This is a genomic window from Caballeronia sp. LZ001 (assembly GCF_031450875.1).
Taxonomy (GTDB): Bacteria; Pseudomonadota; Gammaproteobacteria; order Burkholderiales; family Burkholderiaceae; genus Caballeronia.
Genome location: NZ_JARTVX010000004.1, coordinates 904560 through 927693, shown reverse-complemented (window position 1 = coordinate 927693; position 23134 = coordinate 904560). Strand labels below are relative to the sequence as shown.

The 23134-nt window shown below is 62.8% G+C and carries 25 protein-coding genes; 15 read left to right on the top strand and 10 right to left on the bottom strand.

The window, feature by feature from the left end; translation table 11 throughout:
- Positions 1–40: 40 nt before the first annotated feature.
- From P9292_RS14770 to P9292_RS14740, 7 genes are all read left to right on the top strand, one after another.
- On the top strand, positions 41–970 hold the full coding sequence (locus P9292_RS14770) for an NAD(P)-dependent methylenetetrahydromethanopterin dehydrogenase (protein ID WP_250493742.1): 930 nt from the start codon (positions 41–43) through the stop codon (positions 968–970).
- Entirely contained in the window at positions 967–2139 is a 1173-nt protein-coding gene (locus P9292_RS14765; protein WP_309959728.1) for an ATP-grasp domain-containing protein, read from the top strand. The genes P9292_RS14770 and P9292_RS14765 overlap by 4 nt, the downstream gene beginning before the upstream one ends.
- Positions 2136–3134, top strand: coding sequence for a methenyltetrahydromethanopterin cyclohydrolase (mch, locus tag P9292_RS14760; RefSeq protein WP_309959726.1), 999 nt, complete (start codon positions 2136–2138; stop codon positions 3132–3134). Before P9292_RS14765 ends, mch begins: the two co-directional genes overlap by 4 nt.
- A gap of 2 nt (positions 3135–3136) precedes the next feature.
- Positions 3137–4084 (top strand): RimK family alpha-L-glutamate ligase, encoded by a 948-nt coding sequence (locus tag P9292_RS14755; protein ID WP_309964033.1) that lies wholly within the window; start codon positions 3137–3139, stop codon positions 4082–4084.
- On the top strand, positions 4077–4913 hold the full coding sequence (locus P9292_RS14750) for a triphosphoribosyl-dephospho-CoA synthase (protein ID WP_250510408.1): 837 nt from the start codon (positions 4077–4079) through the stop codon (positions 4911–4913). The genes P9292_RS14755 and P9292_RS14750 overlap by 8 nt, the downstream gene beginning before the upstream one ends.
- A 167-nt stretch (positions 4914–5080) precedes the next feature.
- The gene (fae, locus tag P9292_RS14745; RefSeq protein WP_244828807.1) at positions 5081–5590 is read left to right on the top strand and encodes a formaldehyde-activating enzyme; all 510 of its coding nucleotides are present in this window, start codon (positions 5081–5083) and stop codon (positions 5588–5590) included.
- An 88-nt stretch (positions 5591–5678) separates the two neighbouring features.
- The gene (locus tag P9292_RS14740) at positions 5679–6080 is read left to right on the top strand and encodes a hypothetical protein (protein WP_244828808.1); all 402 of its coding nucleotides are present in this window, start codon (positions 5679–5681) and stop codon (positions 6078–6080) included.
- 66 nt (positions 6081–6146) lie between these two features.
- Here the strand turns inward: P9292_RS14740 and P9292_RS14735 are convergent, their stop codons facing one another.
- Positions 6147–6632, bottom strand: coding sequence for a dihydroneopterin aldolase (locus P9292_RS14735; RefSeq protein ID WP_309959723.1), 486 nt, complete (start codon positions 6630–6632; stop codon positions 6147–6149).
- 323 nt (positions 6633–6955) lie between these two features.
- Between P9292_RS14735 and P9292_RS14730 the strand changes: the two genes are divergently transcribed.
- From P9292_RS14730 to P9292_RS14720, 3 genes are read left to right on the top strand one after another with little or no spacing between them, the layout of a single operon-like run.
- Entirely contained in the window at positions 6956–9058 is a 2103-nt protein-coding gene (locus P9292_RS14730) for a sigma-54-dependent Fis family transcriptional regulator (protein ID WP_309959721.1), read from the top strand.
- Complete coding sequence (locus P9292_RS14725; RefSeq protein WP_250493747.1) at positions 9055–9666, top strand: flavoprotein; 612 nt, start codon at positions 9055–9057, stop codon at positions 9664–9666. The genes P9292_RS14730 and P9292_RS14725 overlap by 4 nt, the downstream gene beginning before the upstream one ends.
- Positions 9645–11045 (top strand): DUF6513 domain-containing protein, encoded by a 1401-nt coding sequence (locus tag P9292_RS14720; protein WP_309959719.1) that lies wholly within the window; start codon positions 9645–9647, stop codon positions 11043–11045. Before P9292_RS14725 ends, P9292_RS14720 begins: the two co-directional genes overlap by 22 nt.
- A gap of 1 nt (position 11046) precedes the next feature.
- Here P9292_RS14720 and P9292_RS14715 read toward each other — a convergent pair whose 3' ends face one another.
- A complete protein-coding gene (locus P9292_RS14715; protein WP_309959717.1) occupies positions 11047–11598 on the bottom strand; it encodes a thioredoxin family protein in 552 nt (183 codons plus the stop codon).
- 167 nt (positions 11599–11765) lie between these two features.
- Between P9292_RS14715 and P9292_RS14710 the strand changes: the two genes are divergently transcribed.
- Both P9292_RS14710 and P9292_RS14705 read left to right on the top strand, forming a co-directional pair.
- Positions 11766–12059 (top strand): type II toxin-antitoxin system Phd/YefM family antitoxin, encoded by a 294-nt coding sequence (locus tag P9292_RS14710; protein ID WP_244828814.1) that lies wholly within the window; start codon positions 11766–11768, stop codon positions 12057–12059.
- Positions 12059–12436 (top strand): type II toxin-antitoxin system VapC family toxin, encoded by a 378-nt coding sequence (locus P9292_RS14705; protein ID WP_244828815.1) that lies wholly within the window; start codon positions 12059–12061, stop codon positions 12434–12436. The genes P9292_RS14710 and P9292_RS14705 overlap by 1 nt, the downstream gene beginning before the upstream one ends.
- Positions 12437–12473: 37 nt before the next feature.
- Here P9292_RS14705 and fba read toward each other — a convergent pair whose 3' ends face one another.
- The 7 genes from fba to P9292_RS14670 all read right to left on the bottom strand — a co-directional run bounded on the left by fba (position 12474) and on the right by P9292_RS14670 (position 20594).
- Positions 12474–13511, bottom strand: coding sequence for a class II fructose-bisphosphate aldolase (gene fba, locus P9292_RS14700; protein WP_244828816.1), 1038 nt, complete (start codon positions 13509–13511; stop codon positions 12474–12476).
- 29 nt (positions 13512–13540) lie between these two features.
- Entirely contained in the window at positions 13541–15592 is a 2052-nt protein-coding gene (gene tkt / locus P9292_RS14695) for a transketolase (RefSeq protein WP_309959713.1), read from the bottom strand.
- Positions 15593–15626: 34 nt separating this feature from the next.
- A complete protein-coding gene (locus P9292_RS14690; protein WP_244828818.1) occupies positions 15627–16499 on the bottom strand; it encodes a phosphoribulokinase in 873 nt (290 codons plus the stop codon).
- 99 nt (positions 16500–16598) lie between these two features.
- On the bottom strand, positions 16599–17693 hold the full coding sequence (locus P9292_RS14685) for a class 1 fructose-bisphosphatase (RefSeq protein WP_244828819.1): 1095 nt from the start codon (positions 17691–17693) through the stop codon (positions 16599–16601).
- Positions 17694–17705: 12 nt separating this feature from the next.
- Positions 17706–18641: a CbbX protein gene (gene cbbX / locus P9292_RS14680; RefSeq protein ID WP_250493753.1), complete on the bottom strand. Its 936-nt coding sequence runs from the start codon at positions 18639–18641 to the stop codon at positions 17706–17708.
- Positions 18642–18658: 17 nt separating this feature from the next.
- Positions 18659–19075, bottom strand: coding sequence for a ribulose bisphosphate carboxylase small subunit (locus P9292_RS14675; protein ID WP_244828821.1), 417 nt, complete (start codon positions 19073–19075; stop codon positions 18659–18661).
- Positions 19076–19103: 28 nt separating this feature from the next.
- The gene (locus tag P9292_RS14670) at positions 19104–20594 is read right to left on the bottom strand and encodes a form I ribulose bisphosphate carboxylase large subunit (protein WP_309959711.1); all 1491 of its coding nucleotides are present in this window, start codon (positions 20592–20594) and stop codon (positions 19104–19106) included.
- Between the two features lie 381 nt (positions 20595–20975).
- Between P9292_RS14670 and pqqA the strand changes: the two genes are divergently transcribed.
- The 3 genes from pqqA (at position 20976) to P9292_RS14655 (ending at position 22466) form a co-directional block, all read left to right on the top strand.
- On the top strand, positions 20976–21050 hold the full coding sequence (gene pqqA / locus P9292_RS14665) for a pyrroloquinoline quinone precursor peptide PqqA (RefSeq protein WP_008354335.1): 75 nt from the start codon (positions 20976–20978) through the stop codon (positions 21048–21050).
- A gap of 96 nt (positions 21051–21146) precedes the next feature.
- A complete protein-coding gene (locus P9292_RS14660; protein ID WP_244829730.1) occupies positions 21147–21731 on the top strand; it encodes a DUF447 domain-containing protein in 585 nt (194 codons plus the stop codon).
- Positions 21732–21764: 33 nt separating this feature from the next.
- The gene (locus P9292_RS14655) at positions 21765–22466 is read left to right on the top strand and encodes a (5-formylfuran-3-yl)methyl phosphate synthase (RefSeq protein WP_309959709.1); all 702 of its coding nucleotides are present in this window, start codon (positions 21765–21767) and stop codon (positions 22464–22466) included.
- Between the two features lie 48 nt (positions 22467–22514).
- On the opposite strand, the gene P9292_RS14650 is transcribed toward P9292_RS14655, so the two are convergent.
- Complete coding sequence (locus P9292_RS14650) at positions 22515–23102, bottom strand: aspartate kinase (RefSeq protein WP_244828824.1); 588 nt, start codon at positions 23100–23102, stop codon at positions 22515–22517.
- Positions 23103–23134: the final 32 nt, after the last annotated feature.

Here is a 23134-nt window from a genome sequence, read left to right as displayed (position 1 = left end):
CTGCGTTCATCAATTCCAAATCGACCACGAGTCCATCGACATGTCCGAAGCTTTCGAAAGACCTTATGTGCTCCACATGTTCACGAGCACGCCGCAGATGAGTCCGTTCGATGTCAACATGGCGGCCGATGCCGGCTATCAGATCGTCGTGCCTTACTGCAATGTCGATGAAGATATCGTCGTGCAACTCACGCAGGATGCGATCTTTTCACGCGGACCGAAGGGGGTATCGCGCACGGGCATCTTCATAGGCGGACGCGATGTCATGCTCGCCGCCGACATGCTCGAAAAGGCGCGTCAGGCGATGGTCCCGCCCTTCGAGGTCTCTGTCTTTACCGACCCATCGGGCGCCTACACCACGGCCGCCGCGCTCGTCGCGCTCGCGGAAAAACATCTGAAGGCCGTGCATGGCGTCGATCTCGGCGGCAAGCGCGTCTTGATACTCGGCGGCACGGGCGCGGTGGGACGCGTCGCGGCCGCGATGGCCGCATCGCTCGGTGCGGATGTCGTCGTCGCGAGCCATTCGAGCCAGTCCCGCGCGACCCAGGTGAGCGACGAGATCAACCGGCGCTTCGACATTGCCACGTCCGGCGTTGCGACCGGCACGCCCGAGCAATTGCATCGCGAACTGGCGCGTGCGGAAGTCGTCTTCGCCACCGCAGTTGCAGGCGTGCAGGTGATGAGTGCCGCCGATCTCGCGCATGCCAAGAACCTGCTGATCGCGGCGGACGTCAACGCGGTGCCGCCCGAAGGCATCGCGGGCGTCAACGTGATGGACAACGGCAAGCCGCTCGCGGGCGCGGCGCGCGCGGACGCCATCGGCATCGGCGCGCTCGCCATTGGCAATGTGAAGTATCAGGCGGAGCATCGGCTCTTCTTGCGCATGCGTACCGGCGGCAAGCCCGTGTATCTCGGCTATCCTGAAGCATTCGACGAAGCGCGCGCGGTCGTCGCGGGGCTCGGCTCATGATCCATTCCGTCGCAGCGCGTGCGCCACGCGTCGCCGTGGCGGGGCTTTCAGCCCGGCTGCTCGCGCAATCCGCCGCGCGTGCCGGGCTCAACGTCGTGGCGCTCGATATCTTCGGCGACCGCGACACGCGCGAGAACTCGGGCATGTGGTTCGATATCGGAGGGGATGGCTTGTCGATAGACCGCGCCCGTCTTTTCGATGCGCTCGAATGCGCCGCGCGTCTGCCGCGCATGCTGGGGCTCATCGTGACGAGCGGGCTCGAACCGCTCGCGAGTGAACTGAGCCGCATGCCGCATATGCCGCGCTTCATCGGCAATGGCGTGGAAGCCGCCGCGGTGCGCGACCCGCGCCGCTTCTTCGCGCTGCTCGACGACGCGCAGATCGCGCATCCGGCAGTGCGCTTCGAGAGGCCCGCCGATGCGCGCGGCTGGCTCATGAAGCGTTCGGACGGCTGCGGCGGCACGCATATCGAATGGGCGGAACACGCTGACAACGCTCCCGCCGATGCCTATTTTCAGCGTCTCGCGCAAGGCCGTTCGATGTCCGCGCTCTTCGTCGCGGCGCGTCGCGAAGCGGCGATCATTGGCTTCGCGGAACAGTTGAGTATCGAAACAGGGCGTCTGCCTTTCGTGCACGCGGGTTCGCTCGGGCCGATCGCATTGCCGCCAGGGATAACCGAGCGCATCGTTGCCGCCATCGAAACCATCGTGTGGAAGACCGGCTTGACGGGACTCAACAGCATCGACTTTCTGCTCGATGACGACACGTTTCAAGTCCTCGAAGTGAACACACGCCCCTCCTCGACGATGGCGCTCTACGAAGCCGCATGGCCCGATGAATGGCCGCGCGGATTGATCGGCGCGCATCTCGACGCATGCCTGCACGGCGCGTTGCCGCATTCGGCGCTTGCATCGTCGCGAACGCCGGCGTCGATAGCGGGCCAGCGCGTGGTCTTTGCGCCCGCGTCGTTCACCGTGTCGCGCCTCTTCAGCGATGCGTGTTTCGAAGACCCCGCGTGTCACGACGTGCCGCTCACCGGCGCGCGCATCGAAGCGGGCATGCCGGTCTGCACGGTCACCGCGGCCGGGCCCACGCTCGACGCCTTGCGCAATGCACTGACAAATGAAAGCGCTCGGCTTCTGCAACGCATCGACTCATACTGCCCATGACTTCATCGAATCAACTCAGCGTCAACGCATCGAGCGCGAGGCTCGTGGATCGCCTGATCGACGACGCCGCGCGCTTGCGGGTGGAAGTCACGCGCACGCCGGCTGGCACCGTTATCGTCGATGCTGGCGTGAACGCCGCAGGCAGCGCCGAAGCGGGCCTCTTGATCGCGCGTATCTGCATGGGCGGGCTCGGGCGTGTCGAGTTGCGCAGCGCTTTCGATGCCGCGCCTTCCTGGCCGAGCTATATCGAAGTGCAGACCTCGAACCCCGTGCTCGCCTGTCTCGGCAGTCAGTACGCGGGCTGGAGTCTTTCGGCGACGAAGGAACAAACCGGCGGCAAGAAGTTCTTCTCGCTTGGCTCGGGGCCAGCGCGCGCGCTTGCAGGCAAGGAGCCGCTCTTCGACGAACTCGCGTATCGCGACCATCACGAACGCGGCGCGCTCGTCATGGAAGTGGACCGCTTGCCACCGCAGATCGTCATCGACAAAGTACTCGCGGATTGCGGGCTCGCGGCGGACAAGCTCGTCATCGCGGTCACGCCGACGCAGTCTGTGGCGGGCACGGTGCAAGTCGTTGCACGCGTGGTGGAAGTGGCGCTCCATAAGACGCATGTGCTGGGCGTGGACCTGAGCGAGATCGTGGAAGGCAGCGGCACCGCGCCCTTGCCGCCGCCCTCGCCCGACGCCATTCAGGCGATGGGCCGCACCAACGACGCCATTCTCTACGGAGGCCGCGTGCATCTCACCGTCAAGAGCGATGCCGTGGCGAAGCGCCTTGCCGCCGAGTTGCCTTCGTCGAATGCGCGCGATTACGGGCGTCCCTTCGCGGAAATCTTCACGTCGTTCAACTACGACTTTTATCAGATCGATGGCGCGCTCTTCGCGCCCGCCGAAGCGTGGGTATCGAGCCTAGAAAGCGGCGCGACCTATCGCGGCGGCAAGCTCGATCAGGCGCTGCTCGATGCGCAATGGCGCGGCAAGAAGGACGCGGCATGACGATGGTATCGCGCGTCGCCATCATGACCGACGAAACCGGCTGGCACACGGGCCGGCTGAAGAAGGCGTTCCGCGCGCGCGGCGTGGAGGCGCGTTCCGTCGATCTCGCGGATTGCCGTATCGACACCACCTGGCCACCGTTCGGCCTCGCGATTCCCGGCTTCGGCCACGCCCTGCCCGATGCGGTATTCGTGCGCGGCATCGCGGGCGGAACCTTCGAGCAGGTCACGTTGCGGCTCGGCATTCTGCATGCGCTGCGCGAATGCGGCGTGCCGGTCTATAACGACGCCCGCGCGATCGAGCGCAGCGTGGATAAGTCGATGACGAGCTTTCTGCTCAACCGCTACGGCGTGCCGACCCCGGCCACATGGGCCGGCGAATCCACGGCGCATGCGCAACGCGTGTTGATGCGCGAGGCGGCTGCGGGGCGGCAGGTCGTCATAAAGCCGTTGTTCGGATCGCAAGGCAAGGGCTTGAAGCGGCTCGGCGCGCGCTCGCGCGGGCAGGCGTGCGCGCCGTTGCCATCGCTCAAGCCTTTTAGTCAGGTCGCATATCTTCAGCGTTATGTCGATACCGGCGAGCCCGGTTTCGACTGGCGCGTGCTCGTGATCGGCACGCAGGCCGTGGCCGCGATGAAGCGCGTGGGCGGCGAGGACTGGATTCATAACTTCGCGCGCGGTGCACGCTGCGAGCCCGCCGAACTCACGCCCGCGCTCGCGGAAACGGCGGTACGCGCAACCGCTGCGCTCGGCCTGGATTACGCGGGCGTCGATCTCATCGCGCCGGAAGGCGGCCGGCCGCTCGTCCTCGAAGTGAACGGCGTGGCGGCGTGGCGCGGGCTGCAATCGGTGACATCGCTCGATATCGCCGCGCTGCTCGTCGACGATCTGCTCGACCGCAAGCTCGCGGCATCGAAAGGAAACCTCGCGCGGGCGAGCGGCGATGCCTGAGCTTCATCACATCAAAGCGGCTTTTCTGCGCGCATGCCGGCTCGATGTGGAAACGCGCAAACCGGGCAACGTGAGCACGGCGAGCGCCGGACACGGAATGATCGCGAGCCAGTTCGTCGAAAGCGCTCAAGCGGCTGCAATCGGCTTGTTCGAGCCGAATGCAAGCGTCGGCACGCGCATTCTCGAAGCGGTGCGCCGCAGTTTCGACGTTGCAGGCTGCAATACGAACCTCGGCATCGTGCTCTTGTGCGCGCCGCTGTGCGTGGCTTTCGAAGAAGCCGCTCCACGCGATATCGCCGCTTGGCGCACTGCAACGCAAAGCGCGCTGCATGCGCTCGACATGGAAGACGCGCGCCTCGCTTACCGCGCGATTGCGCTGGCCAATCCGGGCGGCCTCGGCGACGCGCCGGAACAAACCGTCCACGCCGCGCCAACTATCGACCTGCGCGCGGCGATGACGCTTGCCGCCGACCGCGACAGCATCGCGCGGCAATACGCCAACGGCTTCGCCGATATCTTCGATACCGTCCGACTGATCGATGCATCGACGGCACAGGAAGCCATGCTCGACGCGTTCCTCATCTTCCTGCGTTCATGGCCCGATTCGCACATAGTGCGCAAGCTCGGCGCGGCGATGGCGCAAAGTGTCACGCGCGATGCAGCTTTACATCACGACCGATGGCGCGCCGAAGGAAGTTTTCACGACTGCCCCGAATTCGACTCGTGGGACGCCGAACTGAAGGCGCGCGGCATCAACCCCGGCACGAGCGCGGACCTCGCGGTTGCAACCTTGTTCGTGGCGCTCGCGATGGGCGCGTTTGCCGAATGATTTGCACGAAGCGCGCCGGCGCGGACAAAAATTGGCACGGAACATGTTAGGAACTTCGCGTTTATGCAGTCCGCTTTGCGCGGTGCGAACGCCTTGAGACGAGTTTGAGGATCGTGCTTCGGGAGCGAGTCAGACGTCCCTAGAAACAAATCCATTGGAGGAAGAGCATGGCCAAGATCAACCGCGTTCTGGTAGGAGAGTCGCTCGTCGGCGATGGCAACGAAGTCGCTCACATCGACTTGATCATCGGACCGCGAGGTTCCGCTGCCGAGACCGCGTTCTGCAACGCGCTGACCAACAACAAGGACGGCTTCACATCGCTACTCGCCGTGGTCGCACCGAATCTGCTGACCAAGCCGAACACCATTCTCTTCAACAAGGTCACGATCAAGGGCGCGAAGCAAGCCGTGCAGATGTTCGGCCCGGCGCAGCATGCGGTGGCGCTCGCGGTCGCCGACAGCGTGGAGGACGGCACCATTCCCGCCGACGAAGCCGACGACCTTTTCATCTGCGTCGGGGTTTTCATCCACTGGGAAGCGGATGACGACAAGAAGATTCAGGAGTACAACTACAAGGCAACCAAGGAAGCTCTCCAGCGTGCGGTGGCGGGCGAGCCCAAGGCTTCGGAAGTCGTTTCGAAGAAGGGATCGGCGGCGCATCCGTTCGCGGCGAACTGATCGTCTGTCGTGGCCGGTGCGGGGCTTACATCCGCGCCGGCTGCTTTCGAATCAAACATGAATCACGGATGAATACGAGGCTTATCGCATGACCCCACGTTGCTGCGCGTTGACGGTGCTCACTTGCCTCTCGCTCGCTTCGCCGCTTTCGTTCGGCGCGACGGCCGCGGCCAAGGACGGCGCTTCCGCTTCGCGACATGATTATCCGACCGAGGGACGCGTCGAATACGTGCTCGGCTGCATGGACGACAACGGCCACGACTTCGCCAACGTCTACAAGTGCTCCTGCGCCATCGACAAGATCTCCCAGAGCCTTACCTACGACGATTTCGTCGAGCAGATGACGTTCTCCAAGTACGCCTCGCTCGGTGGCGAAGGCGGCGGCGAGTTTCGCGTGGATCGCGCCAAGGCACAGACGAAGAAGTACCGCGAGCTTCAGAAGGACGCATTCAAGGCTTGCGGAATCGTGCAGAAGGCGGCGGCTCGATAAGCCGGTTCAGCCGTTTCATGTAGATGCTGCCGGTGTCGTCAGTGACGCACCGGCAAGACTCGACGCTCATTCCGGCATATAGCCGCGTCCGATCCACGCGAGACTCACGCCGCCACGCGGCGATGCCGTCGCCGTGCTCCGCCGCCTTTCGATGACGACGCCCACCGCTTCGACATCCTCGAACTTGGCCGGCTTTTCGAGCGATACCTTCACCCAATGCGCGCCGAAGTCCGCGATCACGCGCTGCGCGATCTGTTCGGCGAGCGCTTCGAGCAACTGCACATGGTGCGCTGCCAGGAGCCCGAGAATCGCCTCTCGCACCGCAGCATAATTGACGGTATCTTCGATACGATCCGTGACGCACGCGCGCAGCGAGGGCACGCCGATCGCGAGATTCATGCGCACCGGCTGCGGGTCGTGCAGTTCGCTCTTGTCGATGCCGATCACCGTCTGGCCCGTGAGTCCCTCGATATAGACGATATCCATGTGAGCCCCACGGGATGCATCGGCGTCCGCCTGAATGGCGTCGCGAATCGGTTCGAATTTGCCCATATCGTCGTCTCCGGAACGGCATCGAAAAATCCGTAAGCTCCAAGCAAGAAGCGGGCAAGAACGCTTAAACCAATGCGACTACTTATTGAACCAATGCGTCAGAGCATGTAAAGTTTTTGAGAACCGTGCTGGCCGACTGAGGGTGATCGGGCACTACGGCCACGAGGCGCGCGCATGCGGTTATCGGCAAATACAAGTACCAATAGAGTAGCGAGACCCGCAGCGCCAGCGGAAAACACAACAGATTCGACTTTCGACGGCTGTGCCGTACGCGTAAACACGTACGAGCGCAGCCGGAACGGACGTCACGGAGACACGGCCCCATGTCGTTGCTAGCAGACGTAGATACGCATGTCAGGGAAGTGCTGAATATCGTGAACAATCCGCTGGCGTCACGCCGCACCAGCGCTTCGGTCGCGCAATCGTGGACGCGCTGCCTGACGGAGTTCAGGCTCCACCCCGGCCATTTCGTCATGCCACCCGTGCTCACGCAGCGCGAACTCACCGAGCGCCGCGAGGCCGCGAGCGATCTCATCGCGTGCTCGAAGCTGGAGATGACGACGCTTTATCAGCAACTGGCCGATCCCGAACTCGCTGTCGTACTCGTCGATGCGGACGGCGTGATCGTTCATCAGGTGTCCTCGGTGCCGTTCGGCGAGGCCGTCGCCGCCGATGGCCTGCGCGTGGGCGCCGTGTGGAGCGAGCGCGAAGCGGGCACCAACGGCATGGGTACGTGCCTGATCGAACGCGACTGCATTGCCGTGTGCCAGCACGAGCATTTCTATCCGCGCTATACGTCGCTCACGTGTTCGGCCGCGCCGATCTTCGACGATCGCGGCACGGTGGTCGGCGTGCTCGATGTCACGAGCCGCTCGAAGCTCCTGCAACAGCATTCGCTGGTGCTCGTCGGCATGTCGCGGCAGATGATCGAAAATCGTTTGATCGATGCGCGCTACCGTCACGCGAACATGATTCATTTTCATAGCCGGCCGGAATTCGTCGGCACGCTGCACGCGGGCAAGCTCGCTGTCAGCGACGACGGCGTGGTGCTCGCCGCGAGCCGCAGCGCGCTCTTTCAGCTCGACCTGCGTTCGCCTGCGGAGTTGTACGGCAAGCGCATCGAGGAAGCGTTCAACGCATCGCTCGAAGACATGATCGCGCGCAGCATTCGCGGCTCGTTTCATCCGGTGACCGTGTACAGCGCGAAGGCCAACACGCGCTTTTTCCTGACCGCGCAGACGCCGCGCGAAGGCATGCGCGACACGAGCCGCATTCTCCTGAACGATCCCGTCACGCGCGATTCTTCCGCGCCGGGATCGCGCGTAAGAGCGCCCAAACGCGATGCCCAGGACGTCCGCGACGTTCGTGATGGCGCGAGCACCGGCGCGGGCCGCCTCGACAAACTCTCGCATTTGGAATTCGGCGATCCGCGCATGGCTTCGCAGATTCAGCTTGCGGCGCGCGTGATCCAGCGCAAGATTCCGATCATCTTGCGCGGCCAGACCGGCACCGGCAAGGAAGTGTTCGCCAATGCGCTGCACAGCATCAGCCCGAACGGGTCGGGTGCGTTCGTCGCAGTGAACTGTGCATCGTTGCCGGAGAATCTCATCGAGAGCGAGTTGTTCGGGTATCGCGCGGGCGCTTTCACCGGCGCGCAGCGCGAAGGCCGGCGCGGCAAGATCGTGCAGGCCAATGGCGGCACGCTGTTTCTGGATGAAATCGGCGACATGCCGCTCGCTCTGCAAGCGCGTCTCTTGCGTGTGCTGGAAGAGCACGAGGTGACGCCGCTCGGTGCTGAAACCACCGTGAAGGTGGACTTTCAGCTCATCAGCGCGAGCCATAGAAACTTGATCGAACTCGTGCAGACCGGCCTCTTTCGCGAAGACTTGTACTATCGGCTGAACGGGATCGAGATCAATCTGCCGCCGTTGCGCGAACGGGCCGATGCGCTCGCGCTCATCTGCCATATCCTCGAAACGGAAACGTCCGAGCCGCCTTCATTGAGCGTCGAAGCGCGGCAGGCGCTGCTGAGTTATGCGTGGCCCGGCAACATCCGGCAGTTGCGGCATGTGCTGCAAATGGCGATTGCGTTGTGCGACGGTCCCGAGATTCGCTGCGCGCATCTGCCGCCGGAAATCGTCAACGGCGTGTCGGCGCAGACCGCGACGCAAAGCGCGCCGCGCACGCCGAATGTCGCCGCTACGTTCGCGCATCTCACCGAAGACGCCGATACGTCCACGCTCAACGCCATTCAGTTGCGTGAGCGCGAGACCGTGCTGCAATTGCTCGACGAACATCGCTGGAACGTGAGCAACGTGGCGAAGGTGCTCGGCATCAGCCGCAACACGTTGTACCGGAAGATGCATCGTCTGCATATCAGGTTGTCGCACGACTCGCCCAACGCAGCGGATCAAGCCGACGCATGACGGAACGGTCCAGCGAACCCACGCCCGCGCGCCGGCTCGACGAATTCAAAGCCGACGCGCGCTTTGCGTGGTGCGTCACGGGCTCCGGCCATATGCTCGAGGAATCCATCGAGCTTGCGCTGCGCTTGCCGGGCGTCGACATGTTCTTGTCGTCCGCGGGCGAGGAAGTGCTGCCCCTCTACGGCTGGACCCTCGCGAAACTGCGCGAACGCTTTCGCGTGTTTCGCGATAACAGCGCGAGCAGCGTGCCCGTCGGCATGCTATATCAGGGCGACTATCACACCGTCGTGATCGCGCCCGCAACGAGCAACACCGTCGCCAAGTGCGCGTTCGGCATCTCCGATACGCTCCCGACCAATCTCTTCGCGCAGGCCGGTAAGCAGTGTGTGCCGGGCATCGTGTATGCATGCGATACGGAACCGAGCGTCATCACGCATGCGCCGCGTCAATGGGTCGAACTGCGGCCGCGCGCCATCGAATTCGACAACGTCGAACGGCTTGCGCGCTTCGAACTCACGACGGTCGCGCGCACGCTCGACGACTTGCGCCACGCTCTCGATCAACGGCTATCCGAACTGAAGCTCGCATGGAACACATCGTCTTCCTGACCGGACGGCTCGCCGAGCGCAGTCTTCATCAGGTGCTGGAAGGCATCGCACCGACTTCGAATCAGGACTCGCCATTTTCGTGGGAAGTGCGCGAAATCGGCTTGCAGGTCGCGGGGCTGATGACGGCCGACATGATCCGCCGGCGCGTGGTGCCACCGCTCACCGAAGGCACGCACCGCGTGATCGTGCCCGGCCGATGCCGTGGCGACCTCGACATGCTCTCCGCGCATTTCGGCGTGAAGGTCGAGCGCGGTCCCGAGGAAGTCAAGGACTTGCCGCAGTTCTTCGGCCGCGAGGCGCGAAAGGTGGATCTCTCGCGTTACGAGACGGAAATTTTCGCGGAGATCGTCGATGCGCCGCGTCTCGATCTCGATGGCATCGCGGCACGCGCGCTTGACTATCAGGCTCAGGGCGCGAATGTAATCGATATCGGTTGCCTGCCCGCTACGCCGTTTCCGCATCTGGAAGATGCGGTGACGATGCTCAAGGAACGCGGTTTTCGCGTAAGTGTCGATTCCATGCTTACCGATGAACTCGTGCGCGGCGGACACGCGGGCGCCGATTACGTGATGAGCCTGAATGTGGATACGTTGTGGGTCGCCGACGAAGTGGCATCGACGCCGATACTCGTGCCGCGCGAACCGCTCGACGTGACATCGCTCGATGCGGCCATCGACATCATGCAGCAACGCGGTCGTCCGTTTCTCGCCGATCCGATTCTCGATCCGATCCCGTTCGGGCTCGCGGCATCCATTGCGCGCTATGTAGGCCTGCGAGAACGCTACGCCGATGTGCCGATCATGATGGGCGTCGGCAACGTGACCGAGTTGACCGAGGCGGACACGAGCGGCATCAACGCCGTGCTGTTCGGCATGGCGGCGGAGTTGCGCGTCGCGGCCGTGCTGACCACTTCCGTGAGTCTGCATGCCCGCCGCGCCGTGCGTGAAGCCGATGTCGCGCGGCGCGTGATGCATGCGGCGCGTGAGACACAGACCTTGCCGAAGGGCATATCGAGCGACTTGTCGGCGCTGCATTCGAAGCGGCCGTTTCCTTATAACGCCGAGGAGATCGGCGCGCTCGCGGCGGCGGTGCGCGACCCCAACTTTCGCGTGCAGGTTTCCGCCGATGGCATTCACGTCTACAACCGCGACGGGCATCGCCTTGCAATCGATCCGTTCGCGCTTTATCCCGATCTCAAGCTCGAAGCCGACGGCGGACACGCGTTCTACATGGGCGTGCAACTCGCGCGGGCCGAGATCGCGTGGCAACTCGGCAAGCGCTTCGATCAGGATCAGCCGCTCGATTGGGGATGCGAGGTGGATCGGCCCGAAGAGGACTTGAGCGCGTGGCATGCGCCCGGGCCCACCAGAAAACGCTGAGTCACGACGCTTTCCATTTGATCGAGCAGCCGAGCGCGGGGAGTTGCAGAGCCTGTGTGGTGCCATGGACCGCGATGTCGCGCATGGCTTCGTAGAGATCGCGGCGCGCATCGGGCAACGGTTCCTTGCGCGATGCATCGATTCTGCCGCGATAGCGCAGCTTCAGCTCATGGTCGAAACCGAAGCATTCCGGCGTGCAGACGGCGCCATAAGCCTGCGCGACTTGCTGCGTTTCATCGAAGAGATACGGGAACGGCAGGCGTTGATCTTCGGCGAGGCGCACCATGGCGTCGAAATCGTCGTCGGTGTAGACGCTTGCATCGTTCGAGTTGATGCCGACGACGTTCACGCCTGTTTCACGTAGCTGGATGGCGTCGCGGATGAGGCCTGGCAACGCAGATTTCACATACGGGCAGTGATTGCACATGAACACGATGACGAGGCCGCGCTCGCCCTTGAGACTGTCGAGCGTGCGGGTCGTGCCGTCGGTAGCGATGAGCGCGAAAGTCGCGGCATCCGCGCCCGGTTCGCCCGGCGGAGATTCGGTCGGCATGAGGTTGCTCCCAATTGGCTGTTCGGCATATCGACGAGGCGTTTCAAACCGTCTAGCATGTTGAAACGCTAACTTAGTTATCCGGAGCACAACATGATGCATACTGTCAGCATTGAATATGCTAAAGCTAACTTTTCGCAACTTATTGACTAGTCATCGGAGCATTCATGCAAGTCTATAGCGTTGCGGAAGCGCAAATTAATCTGCCTAAAATACTGCAGGCCGTGGCAGACGGCGAAGGCGTTGTCATCGAAGGCACGCACTCCGCCCTTCTGTTGCCGGTCAAGTCCATCAAACGTACTTCGGAACCGCGCCCGCTTTCGAGCATCATTGTCGGAACACCCGAAGAGGGAGAGCCCCAGCCGTACGATGCCCTTTTCGCTCCGCTTCCCGACGACGTCCTCGCCGAGTTTTCCAAACCGCTTCCTGATCACATTCTCGACACGTCAGAGGGCGGCTAATGCGCGTATTGCTCGATACCCATATCTACATCTGGACCGTTCTCAACGACCGGCGACTTCCAGAAAAATTCCGCAGGATGATCGCCGATGCAACGGAAGTCTTTGTGAGCACCGCAAGCATCTGGGAAATGTCGATCAAGGCGGCGCTAGGGAAACTAGGGCCGCGCGAGGAAGCCACCATCGACGCACTTGAGGAGCAACGCATCATCCCGCTTCCTGTTCTGCTTGCTCACGCTCGCGCGGTGAGAGACATGCCACATTTGCATGGCGATCCGTTCGATCGCGTAATCGTCGCGCAAGCTCGCTGCGAACTACTCGAACTGCTTACAGTGGACGCGGAGCTTGCCGCATACTCGGCGAACGCGTTTGAAATCTGAGCGAGATGTTGCTGGTCCGCGTGCGGACCAGCAACGCTCAGTGATACCGCCTCGCCATAGCCTCCAACGCCATCGGCTTGATCCTCGCCGCTTGCCCCGCGCACCCGAACGCCTCGAACCGTTCGATACATAAGTCCCTCGCCGCCGCCGTCGCCGCCTTCAAAGCGTGACGCGGATCGAACTCCGAGCGCGCCGATGCCATCGCGCGACGCATCGCGCCCGTCATCGCAAGGCGAATGTCCGTGTCGATATTGACCTTGCGCACGCCATTCGCAATCCCGCGCCGTATCTCCTCGACCGGCACGCCGAACGTCGAACCAATCTCGCCGCCGTGCTCGCGTATCACCGTCAGCCACTCCTGCGGCACCGAAGACGAGCCATGCATCACGAGATGCGTATCCGGAATGCGCGCGTGTATCTCGGCGATGCGGTCTATCGCGAGAATATCGCCCGTCGGCTGACGGCTGAACTTGTAAGCGCCGTGCGACGTGCCAATGGCAATCGCCAGCGCATCGATGCCCGTCGCTTCGACGAAGGCGCGCGCTTCATCGGGATCGGTGAGCAAGCGGTCGTGACTGAGCGCGCCCTTTGCGCCCACGCCGTCCTCTTCGCCCGCAAGGCCGGTTTCGAGCGAACCCAGGCAGCCCAGTTCCCCTTCCACCGATACGCCGACCGAATGCGCCGCATCCACCACGCGCCGGCTGACCTCGACGTTGTAGTCGTAGTCCGCAGGCGTCTTCTGGTCCGGCATGAGCGAGCCGTCCATCATCACGGACGTGAAGCCGGAACGGATCGCCTGCTGACACACCGAAGGGCTCGCGCCGTGATCCTGGTGCAGCACCACCGGAAGCTCCGGATGCGCCTCGATGGCCGCCAGCACCAGATGCCGCAGATACGTCTCGCCCGCATACTTGCGCGCGCCCGCCGACGCCTGCAGGATCACCGGGCTTTGCGTCGCCTCGGCGGCCTGCATGATCGCGTGCACCTGCTCCATGTTGTTGACGTTGAACGCAGGCACGCCGTAATCGTGCTCGGCCGCGTGGTCGAGCAATTGTCTCAATGCGATAAAAGCCATCGTCATGTCTCCGTTGGCGGGAATAGAAATCAGGCAGCGACGCGCTTCGCTTCATCGACTAGCGCTTCCGTCGTCACACCGAAATGCGCGAACAGTTCGCTCGCAGGTGCGGACTCGCCGAACCGGTCGATGCCGATCACACCGCCCTGCAAACCGACGTACTGCCGCCAGAATCCGGTCACGCCCGCTTCTATTGCCACGCGCGGCACGCCCTCGGGCAGCACGCGCTCGCGCCACACCTGACACTGCCGGTCGAACACGGTGGTGGACGGCATCGACACCACACGCGCCAAGATGCCTTGCGCCTTCAGCGGCTCGACCGCCGCGAGCGCCAGCGACACCTCCGAACCGGTCGCCATCAACACGACGCGGCGCGCATCGCGTTCGCTCGTCGGTGGCCAGTCAACGAGCACATAACCGCCGCGCTCTATACCATCGATCTGCGCTTCATCGCGCGGCACGAAAGGCAGGTTCTGCCGCGACAGCAAGAGACACGAAGGCCGGTCGCGCTCGACCGCGCTGATCCACGCTTGCGCCGTCTCGACCGTATCGCACGGGCGCCAGACATCGAGACCGGGAATCATGCGCAACGTGGCGGCGTGCTCGATAGGCTGATGCGTCGGGCCGTCCTCGCCAAGGCCGATCGAATCGTGCGTAAAGACGAACACCGCGCGCGTCTTCATCAACGCGGCCATGCGCAAGGCGTTACGCGAGTAGTCGGAGAACGTGAGGAACGTGCCGCCGAACGGCAGATAGCCTTTATGCAGCGCCACGCCGTTCAGCACCGCGCTCATGCCGAATTCGCGCACCCCGAAATGGATATAGTTGCCCGCAATGCCATCTTCACCGTTCGATACGACGTCTTTCGCGTCCTTCCATCGCGTGAGATTGGAGCCCGTCAGATCCGCCGATCCGCCGAGCAGTTCAGGCAGCGCGCGCGCGAGTCCTTCGATGGCTATCTGCGATGCCTTGCGCGTCGCGACCGTCTGACCGGCGCGGTCGGCATCGCGTACGAGTGCATGCGCCGAATCGCGCCAATTCGCGGGCAACGCGCCGCGCGCACGGCGTTCAAACTCCGCCGCTTCATCCGGATACACGCGGCGATAAGCCTGCAGACGCGCGTTCCAATTCTCTTGCGCCGCCGCGCCCGCTTCGCGCGCATTCCAGCGTTCGCGTATCGAAGCGGGAATTTCGAATGGCGCATGCGGCCAGTCGAGCGCGCGCCGCGTCGCTTCGACTTCATGCGTGCCGAGCGGCGCGCCGTGGACATCGTGCGTGCCGGACATCGCCGGGGAGCCCTTGCCGATCACGGTCTTGCAACAGATGAGCGTCGGCTTCGTCGATACGCGCGCCTGCTGCAGCGCATGCGAGACCGCATCGGCGTCGTGGCCATCGACTGCGCGCAGCACGTTCCATCCGTAAGCGGCGAAGCGTTGCGGGGTGTCGTCGGTGAACCAGCCCTGCACATGACCGTCGATGGAGATGCCGTTGTCGTCGTACAGCACGACGAGCTTGTTCAGACCCAATGTGCCCGCAAGCGATGCCGCTTCGTGCGAAATGCCTTCCATGAGACAGCCATCGCCCGCGAAAACATACGTGCGATGATTGACGATCTCATGCCCCGGCCGATTGAACTCGCGCGCAAGCAAAGCCTCGGCGAGCGCCATGCCGACCGCATTCGCGAGTCCTTGCCCGAGTGGTCCCGTCGTGGTTTCGACACCGGGCGTCACGCCCACCTCCGGATGTCCCGGCGTCTTGCTGCCCATCTGCCGGAAGCGTTTCAGTTCTTCTATCGGCAAGTCGTAGCCGGTGAGATGCAGGAGCGCATAGAGCAGCATGGAACCATGACCGTTCGATAAAACGAAGCGGTCGCGATCCGGCCAGTCGGGGTCCGCGGGATTGTGCTTCAGATGACGGCCCCACAGCGCGACGGCAATCTCCGCCATGCCCATCGGCATGCCGGGATGTCCCGAGTTCGCTTGCTGGACCGCATCGACCGCGAGCATGCGCAGCGCGTTGGCCATCTGTCGAATGTCGGGTGTGTGACGCGCTTTGGGCAAAGCTTCAGCGACGGCGCTCATGAGCGGCCTCCTTCGATGCAATGGTGGGAAATCTTTAAGCGCGCGCGCGTCGGTCGCGCAGCTGCAAAATCATCGGCGTGAAGATGAGCTGCATGGCGAGTCCCATCTTGCCCCCCGGCACGACGATCACGTTGGGCCGCGACATGAAAGAGTCGTGCAGCATGGTCAGCAGATAAGGGAAGTCGATGCCCTTGGGCCGCGCGAAGCGAATCACGACGAAGCTTTCGTCGGCCTGCGGAATCTCGCGTGCCGTGAACGGATTCGATGTATCCACGGTCGGCACGCGCTGGAAGTTCACGTGCGTATGCGAAAACTGCGGACAAATGTAGTTCACGTAATCGGGCATGCGGCGCAGGATCGTGTCGACCACGGCTTCGTGCGAATAGCCACGCAGGTTCTGATCGCGATGCAGCTTTTGAATCCATTCGAGATTGATGATGGGCACGACGCCCACCAGAAGATCGGCGTGACGCGCGACATCCACCTTGTCGGTCACCACGCCGCCATGCAGCCCTTCGTAGAACATCAGATCGGTATCCGCCGTGACGTCTTCCCAGGGCGTGAAGGTGCCCGCGTCCTGTTTGAAGCGCGCGGCTTCGGCGTCGTCGTGGATGTAGCGGCGAAACTTGCCGCCGCCCGTTTCACCATAGGTCGCGAACAACTGCTGCAGTTCTTCGAGCAGGTTGGCTTCGGGTCCGAAATGACTGAAGTTCTGCAGACCGTCGCGCTCGCTTTGCTTCAAGGCTTCGCGCATGCCGAGGCGATCGTAACGATGAAACGCATCGCCCTCGACGATCTGCGCGTTGATGCGCTCGCGTCTGAAGATATGCGTGAAGCTCTTCATGACGGTGGTCGTGCCGGCGCCGCTCGAACCGGTCACGGCGACGATCGGATGTTTGGTTGACATGCGCTTGCCTCCCTGTTGACCGAAGCGCACATCGAAGCGCCTGCTCCGGTCTTATGTATAGCCGAGCCATCCATGTGTTCTGTGCGCTTGCAACCGTTTTTAAGCGGGCGTCTCCGGCAGGAACAGCGAGCGCTCGTTGAAAAGTGGTGACGAAAACGGCTTGTCTTCGCCCCGGTCGTGCTCGCCGTGGTAGCGATGAATGCGCGCGACTTCATTGCGCGATCCCAGAATGACCGGCACGCGTTGATGCAGCGCGCGCGGCGTGAGATCGAGAATGCGCTCGCGACCCGTGGTCGATAGTCCACCCGCCTGTTCGATCAGAAAACTCATCGGGTTCGCTTCATAGAGCAGACGCAACCGGCCTTCCATTGCAGGCGTCTTGAAGTCGCGCGGATACATGAACACGCCGCCGCGCATGAGAATGCGATGCACCTCCGCGACCATCGACGCAATCCAGCGCATGTTGAAGTCCTGGCCGCGACAGCCCGTTCTGCCGTCCTTGCATTCCTGCACGTAACGGCGCACCGGCGGCTCCCAGAAGCGTTCGTTCGATGCGTTGATCGCGAACTCGCATGAATCCTCGGGAATGCGGATCTCGGAATGCGTGAGCACGAAGTTGCCGACGTCGCGCTCGAGCGTAAAGCCGTGCGTGCCATTGCCGACGGAGATCACGAGCATGGTCGCCGGACCGTAGATCGCGTAGCCTGCCGCAACTTGCTCGCGGCCGGGTTGCAGGAACGCGGCTTCATCGGTGATGACGTTGTCGGCGCTGTTCTTTCTCAACACGGAGAAGATGGAACCGACCACGCCATTGATATCGATGTTCGACGAGCCATCGAGCGGATCGAAGGCCAGCAGATATTCGCCGCGCGGATACGTTTCGGGAATTGCATAGACACCGTCCATTTCCTCCGACACCATACCCGCGAGCAGACCGTCCCATTCGCAATGCTGCAGGAAGATGTCGTTGGTCACGAGGTCGAGCTTCTTCTGCTCTTCGCCATGCAGGTTGATGCTCGACGCCGATCCGTGCTGCCCGCCGAGCGCCCCGCGCGTGAGCGCTGCCGCGATCGTCTTGATGGATGCAGCGACGTCGATCAGCAAGGCCGAGAGCCCGCTTGCGGCATCGGGGCCAGGCTTGCGGTCGAGCGTGTCGATCAGAAACTTCGATAAGGTCGTGCGTCCGTCCTGCATCGCGCTCTCCTTCTAGGGTTGGGATTCGGCAAACACGCGGCTCGCGCGGATATCGCTCGCGTCGAGCTGCATCAATGCGTGAGCGTCGGCGGGACCGCTGCCACGTTCGGCCGCGGCAAACAAGCGATTCGCCTGACGCAGACGCGCGCGGTCGAGCGCATTGCGTACCGAACGCGCGTTGGCGAAATTCGGCAGCGCGATCCGGCGCGAAAGATAGTCTTCGAAGGCGCGGCGCGCGTCGCCGTCGAAGCGGTAATGCATCGACGAAAGCATGTGCTCGGCGATCTGCAACAGCTCGTCGGGCGCATAGTCGGGAAACGCAATGTGATGCGCAATGCGCGAACGAAAGCCGGGATTGCTTTGAAAGAACGTCTCCATGCGCCCTTCGTAACCCGCGAGAATCACGACGAGATCGTCACGCTGGTTCTCCATGGTCTGCAGCAGAATCTCGATCGCTTCCTGCCCGTAATCGCGCTCGTTCTCCGGGCGATAAAGGTAATACGCTTCATCGATGAACAGCACGCCACCCATCGCGCGCTTGAGCACTTCACGCGTCTTCGGCGCGGTATGTCCTATGTATTGACCGACCAGATCGTCGCGCGTCACCGAAACCAGGTGATTGCGGCGGATATAACCGAGTCTGTGCAAGACCTGCGCCATGCGCATGGCAACGGTCGTCTTCCCCGTGCCGGGATTACCCGAGAAGCACATATGCAGCGTGGGCGCACCGGACGCGATGCCTAACGTTTCGCGCGCACGCTCCACCAGCAGATGCGCCGCGATCTCGCGGATGCGCGTCTTCACGGGCGCGAGGCCAATGAGGTCGCGATCCAGCTCCGCCAGCACTTCGCCGATGCGCGATTCGCGATACAGCGCCATGAGGTCGGCGCCGGGCTGCGGCTGCGCTTCGAGGTTCAACGGTTCTTCGAGCGTGGCTTCTGCGCTCATGGTGACTGCCTCCCCGCTCAATAGCGATCGCCCGCGGGTCTGTCGGTGGCATACGTGCGGATCGAATAGCGCTGCACGCGGCCATGCACGTCCTGACGTTCGAGCCGGAAGCCCTTCTCGTCGGATGGCCGGTTGACGATGAACGAAAGCCGCATGGTCTCGAAGCCGCGCACCGAATCGAACGCATTGACCTTGATGTACTGCTGCGGATACGTCTTCCTGCAGGCGTTGACTTCCATCATCACGCCTGCTGCATCGTGCAGGTCGAACATGGGCAAGCCCCACATCTCCCAGTACGTATTGCGCGGATGCGGGTCGTCGGTGTACTCCACCGAACAGGCCCAGCCCTGATCGAGCGCGTAGTTGATCTGCGAGGAGATTTCTTCGTCGGTCAGCGGAGGAAGAAACGAGAACGTTCCCTGAGTCAGTTTCATGGTCTGATTCCCTTGAAGATGAGATGCGTCAAGCAGGCGTCGCCGACACCGCGTAGTCGGGCGTATCGGTGGATGCATAGTTGAAGGTCACGTCGCGCCACGTATCGAGCGCGGCCTTGAGCGGCGTGCACCAGCGCGCGGCGGCTTCGAGAATGTCCATGCCCTCGTTGACGATGTCGCGCCCTTCATTGCGCGCCTTGACCATCGCTTCGAGCGCCACGCGATTCGCCACGGCGCCCGCCTGTATGCCTTGCGGATGCCCGATGGTTCCGCCGCCGAACTGCAGAATGGCGTCGTCGCCGAAGAGGTCGAGCAGCTGATGCATCTGTCCCGCATGAATGCCGCCCGACGCCACCGGCATGACCTTGCGCAAACCCGTCCACGGTTGATCGAAGAAGATGCCGCGCGACAAGTCCACTTCGTTGCGCGACTCGCGCAGCACGTTGTAATAGCCCTGCACGGAGAGCGGATCGCCTTCGAGCTTGCCGACCGCCGTGCCCGCATGCGCATGATCGACGCCCGCCATGCGCAACCATTTCGCGATCACGCGAAACGAGATGCCGTGATTGCGTTGCCGCGTATAAGTGCCATGCCCCGCGCGATGCAGATGCAGAATCATGTCGTTTCTGCGCGCCCATTTCGACATCGACTGAATGGCGGTCCAGCCGATCACGAGATCGATCATCACGATGCACGAGCCGAGTTCCTTGGCGAACTCCGCGCGTTCGTACATGTCTTCCATCGTGCCAGCAGTGACGTTGAGATAGTGGCCCTTCACTTCGCCGGTCTCGGCTTGTGCGCGCGCCACGGCTTCCATTGCGAAGAGGTAGCGGTCGCGCCAGTGCATGAAGGCTTGCGAGTTGATGTTCTCGTCGTCTTTCAGAAAGTCCAGGCCGCCCTTTAGACCTTCATAGACCACGCGTCCATAGTTCTTGCCCGAGAGGCCGAGCTTGGGCTTGACGGTCGCGCCGAGCAACGGGCGTCCGTATTTGTCGAGCCGTTCACGCTCGACGACGATGCCCGTCGGCGGCCCTTGAAACGTCTTTAGATACGCAACCGGAATGCGCATGTCTTCGAGCCGCAGCGCCTTTAAAGGCTTGAAGCCGAAGACGTTGCCGATGATCGATGCCGTGAGATTCGCCACGGACCCCTCCTCGAACAGATCGAGGTCGTAAGCGATATACGCGAAGTATTGCGGATCGTCGGCGCGTGCATTGGGCACGGGCTCCACGCGATACGCCTTTGCGCGGTACATGTCGCAAGCGGTGAGACGGTCGGTCCAGACCACCGTCCACGTCGCCGTCGACGATTCGCCCGCAACGGCTGCCGCGGCTTCTTCAGGATCGACACCCGCTTGCGGTGTGATGCGAAAGAGCGCGATGACATCCGTATCCTTCGGCACGTAATCGGGCTGCCAGTAACCCATCTCGCGATACTTCATGACGCCGGCCGCATAACGCGAGCGCGGATCGGACGGATTGCGCGCTGCCTCGACAGCAGCCTTGTTGAAGTCGTTCATTCCGTTTCCTCGACAGTGGAGATGAGAGGACGTTCGCTCGATGGCGCCCGCCGCGCTGTTGTGTTCGCCTGCTGTGAATGCAGAGTAGGCTCGCGGCTTTCAGAAAGGAATTCACGATTAACTTGCACGAGGCTAAGCAATCCCTTATCTACTGTCCCGTTCGCGAAGCCTCGCCACGCCGATGGAACACTTTGCTGCGTTTTTGTCACAGTGCCGGCTTGCAATGCCTTTTGCCGCCCGGCCGTGCTATTTGCCGGCGTCACGGCACGCATGGCATGACGCTTGCGTGAACCATTCGCGCCGGCGTCTCCCGGCTGTGTGACGAATGCATCCGTCAGACGTGCAAGCGAGGCAACCACCGTCATTACTGGAGGATCGACTATGCAATGGACCACGCCCAGCTTCACCGATATGCGTTTCGGTTTTGAAATCACGATGTATATCGCCACCCGCTAAAGGCGGATGAACCCGCACGGCGCTGCATCGCTCGAAGTTCGAAGAACGATGCGGCTCGCCCGTGCGGCTACGAACAACCGAACGACGCGCGCCGCCATGATCTACGAGACCATCGTCACGACAGCGAATAGCGATGGCCGGCCGCACATCGCGCCCATGGGCGTGCGTTTCGAAGACGGCCTCGCGATCCTTGCGCCTTTCAGGCCGTCCACCACACTCGACAATGTCATCGCCACACGCAGCGCCGTCATCAACTTCACGACGGACGTGCGCGTGTTTGCTGGCTGTGTCACCGGCATCGCGCGCGACTGGCCCACGGTTCCGGCCAATGCGGTGCCGAGCGTGCGGCTTGCCGACACGCTTGCGCATACCGAACTGCGACTCGCCGATATGAGCGAGGACGAGACGCGTCCCGTGCTGCGCATGGAATGCGTCTATCGCGAAACGCATGCGCCGTTCGCGGGTTTCAATCGCGCTCAAGCGGCAGTCGTCGAAGGCGCGGTGCTCGTGAGCCGGCTTTTCATGTTGCCGCCGGAGAAGGTGGATAGCGAGATCGCTTATCTGCGCATTGCCATCGACAAGACCGCGGGCGATGCGGAACGCACGGCATGGAACTGGCTCTTGCAGGCTATCGATGAATATCGCGCCAGGGCGCTCAGCACGTCGGCCCTTGGTTCCTGATTACTCTCTGAAGCACCCCCTTGGAGTCTGACCATGACCGCATTGCTCGCGAGCGTCCGCTCGGCCGATGAAGCATTCGATGCCGCGCAGGCAGGCGCGGAACTGATCGATTTGAAGGAACCGGGCGCGGGCGCGCTGGGCGGTGTGAATGTCGATGAAATCGCGCGCATCGTTGGCGCGTTGCGCGCGCGTTACGCGGTGCGGCCGATTAGCGCCACTATCGGCGACTCGCCCAACGACGCACTCGATGAGATCACCACGCGTGTGCTCGACGTCGCCGCGGCGGGCGTCGATTACGTGAAGGTCGGCGTGAACGCCGGGCCCGGTGCGGTCGAATGTTTGCGTCATCTGGCGGGCTTGCCAGCGGCCGTGGTGCCCGTGCTGCTCTCCGACGAAGGCGTGGACCGTTCGCTTGCGGCGCTTGCCGTGCAACTCGGCTTCGTGGGTATCGTCTTCGATACCGCTCACAAGGACGGACGCACGCTGTTCGATTGTGTCGATGTCACCGTGCTCGCGGAGTGCATGGCCATCATGCGCAGACGCGGCGGCATGACCGCGCTCGCGGGTTCGCTCGGATGGAACGATCTCGAACGCATCCGTTCGTTGAGGCCCGATATCGCGGGCTTTCGCGGCGCGTTATGCGATGAGAACGCCGGCCGCGCGGGACGACTCGATCCGCTGCGCGTGACGCGATGGGTCAATGCGCTGCACGGCGAACGCGCGCTCACGCTTTGACGCATGCATTCCCGGCGCCTGGAATAAAAGCGCCGGGCATTCGAGGCATCAGACAGCGAGATTCAAGAGCCTGTCGCGCATGACGTTCACATCGCCCTTGCTGAAAATCTCCACGACGTAGTTGGCATCGCGCACATAGGCCGGAAAGCGCTTGTCCACGATGCCCTCGTTTGCGAGCGTCTCCAAGGGCGCGTTCGCTTCGACATCGCATGACTTCACGATCATCAACCGCTCCGCATTGAGTCTCGCGGAAAGCCATGCGGCGAGACTGTCGGAAGTCGTGTCCCAGTTGGTCATCGAGTCGGGCGTGGAGCGCATGAGATCGGTTGGCACCCACACCGCCACGCGGCCATCGCGCAATGCGCGCCGGATGCGTTCCTCGTTCGACGCCAGCACGAGTTCGGGCGCCACGCCTTGCATGAGAATGGCGTACTGCGCCATGGCGAGCAGACACATGTTGTGCGCCGCCAGGTCATCGAAATGCCATTCGCTTTGATACTGCCGCACGGCATCGGCAAAATCGCCGCCGCCCGGAACGATCACGACCCGCCCGCCACCCACTTCCCATAGCTGCGTCAGCCACTCGCGCAGCGCAGGGTCGTGACTCAGGCTACCCCCGATCTTCACCACCCACATGGCCGTTATCCTCGTTCGAGATTGACCGCTTT

Excerpts from the sequence above, each read along its gene's own strand:
- P9292_RS14750 (WP_250510408.1), top strand. The coding sequence starts at position 4,077 with ATGCCTGAGCTTCATCACATCAAAGCGGCTTTTCTGCGCGCATGCCGG.
- fba (WP_244828816.1), bottom strand. The coding sequence starts at position 13,511 with ATGGCTTTTATCGCATTGAGACAATTGCTCGACCACGCGGCCGAGCAC.
- P9292_RS14710 (WP_244828814.1), top strand. The coding sequence starts at position 11,766 with ATGCAAGTCTATAGCGTTGCGGAAGCGCAAATTAATCTGCCTAAAATA.
- P9292_RS14740 (WP_244828808.1), top strand. The coding sequence starts at position 5,679 with ATGACCCCACGTTGCTGCGCGTTGACGGTGCTCACTTGCCTCTCGCTC.
- P9292_RS14655 (WP_309959709.1), top strand. The coding sequence starts at position 21,765 with ATGACCGCATTGCTCGCGAGCGTCCGCTCGGCCGATGAAGCATTCGAT.
- P9292_RS14675 (WP_244828821.1), bottom strand. The coding sequence starts at position 19,075 with ATGAAACTGACTCAGGGAACGTTCTCGTTTCTTCCTCCGCTGACCGAC.
- P9292_RS14670 (WP_309959711.1), bottom strand. The coding sequence starts at position 20,594 with ATGAACGACTTCAACAAGGCTGCTGTCGAGGCAGCGCGCAATCCGTCC.
- P9292_RS14685 (WP_244828819.1), bottom strand. The coding sequence starts at position 17,693 with ATGCAGGACGGACGCACGACCTTATCGAAGTTTCTGATCGACACGCTC.
- P9292_RS14720 (WP_309959719.1), top strand. The coding sequence starts at position 9,645 with ATGGAACACATCGTCTTCCTGACCGGACGGCTCGCCGAGCGCAGTCTT.
- P9292_RS14660 (WP_244829730.1), top strand. The coding sequence starts at position 21,147 with ATGATCTACGAGACCATCGTCACGACAGCGAATAGCGATGGCCGGCCG.
- P9292_RS14705 (WP_244828815.1), top strand. The coding sequence starts at position 12,059 with ATGCGCGTATTGCTCGATACCCATATCTACATCTGGACCGTTCTCAAC.
- P9292_RS14765 (WP_309959728.1), top strand. The coding sequence starts at position 967 with ATGATCCATTCCGTCGCAGCGCGTGCGCCACGCGTCGCCGTGGCGGGG.
- cbbX (WP_250493753.1), bottom strand. The coding sequence starts at position 18,641 with ATGAGCGCAGAAGCCACGCTCGAAGAACCGTTGAACCTCGAAGCGCAG.
- P9292_RS14715 (WP_309959717.1), bottom strand. The coding sequence starts at position 11,598 with ATGCCGACCGAATCTCCGCCGGGCGAACCGGGCGCGGATGCCGCGACT.
- P9292_RS14770 (WP_250493742.1), top strand. The coding sequence starts at position 41 with ATGTCCGAAGCTTTCGAAAGACCTTATGTGCTCCACATGTTCACGAGC.
- mch (WP_309959726.1), top strand. The coding sequence starts at position 2,136 with ATGACTTCATCGAATCAACTCAGCGTCAACGCATCGAGCGCGAGGCTC.
- P9292_RS14755 (WP_309964033.1), top strand. The coding sequence starts at position 3,137 with ATGGTATCGCGCGTCGCCATCATGACCGACGAAACCGGCTGGCACACG.
- tkt (WP_309959713.1), bottom strand. The coding sequence starts at position 15,592 with ATGAGCGCCGTCGCTGAAGCTTTGCCCAAAGCGCGTCACACACCCGAC.
- P9292_RS14690 (WP_244828818.1), bottom strand. The coding sequence starts at position 16,499 with ATGTCAACCAAACATCCGATCGTCGCCGTGACCGGTTCGAGCGGCGCC.
- P9292_RS14725 (WP_250493747.1), top strand. The coding sequence starts at position 9,055 with ATGACGGAACGGTCCAGCGAACCCACGCCCGCGCGCCGGCTCGACGAA.
- fae (WP_244828807.1), top strand. The coding sequence starts at position 5,081 with ATGGCCAAGATCAACCGCGTTCTGGTAGGAGAGTCGCTCGTCGGCGAT.
- P9292_RS14650 (WP_244828824.1), bottom strand. The coding sequence starts at position 23,102 with ATGTGGGTGGTGAAGATCGGGGGTAGCCTGAGTCACGACCCTGCGCTG.
- P9292_RS14735 (WP_309959723.1), bottom strand. The coding sequence starts at position 6,632 with ATGGGCAAATTCGAACCGATTCGCGACGCCATTCAGGCGGACGCCGAT.
- P9292_RS14730 (WP_309959721.1), top strand. The coding sequence starts at position 6,956 with ATGTCGTTGCTAGCAGACGTAGATACGCATGTCAGGGAAGTGCTGAAT.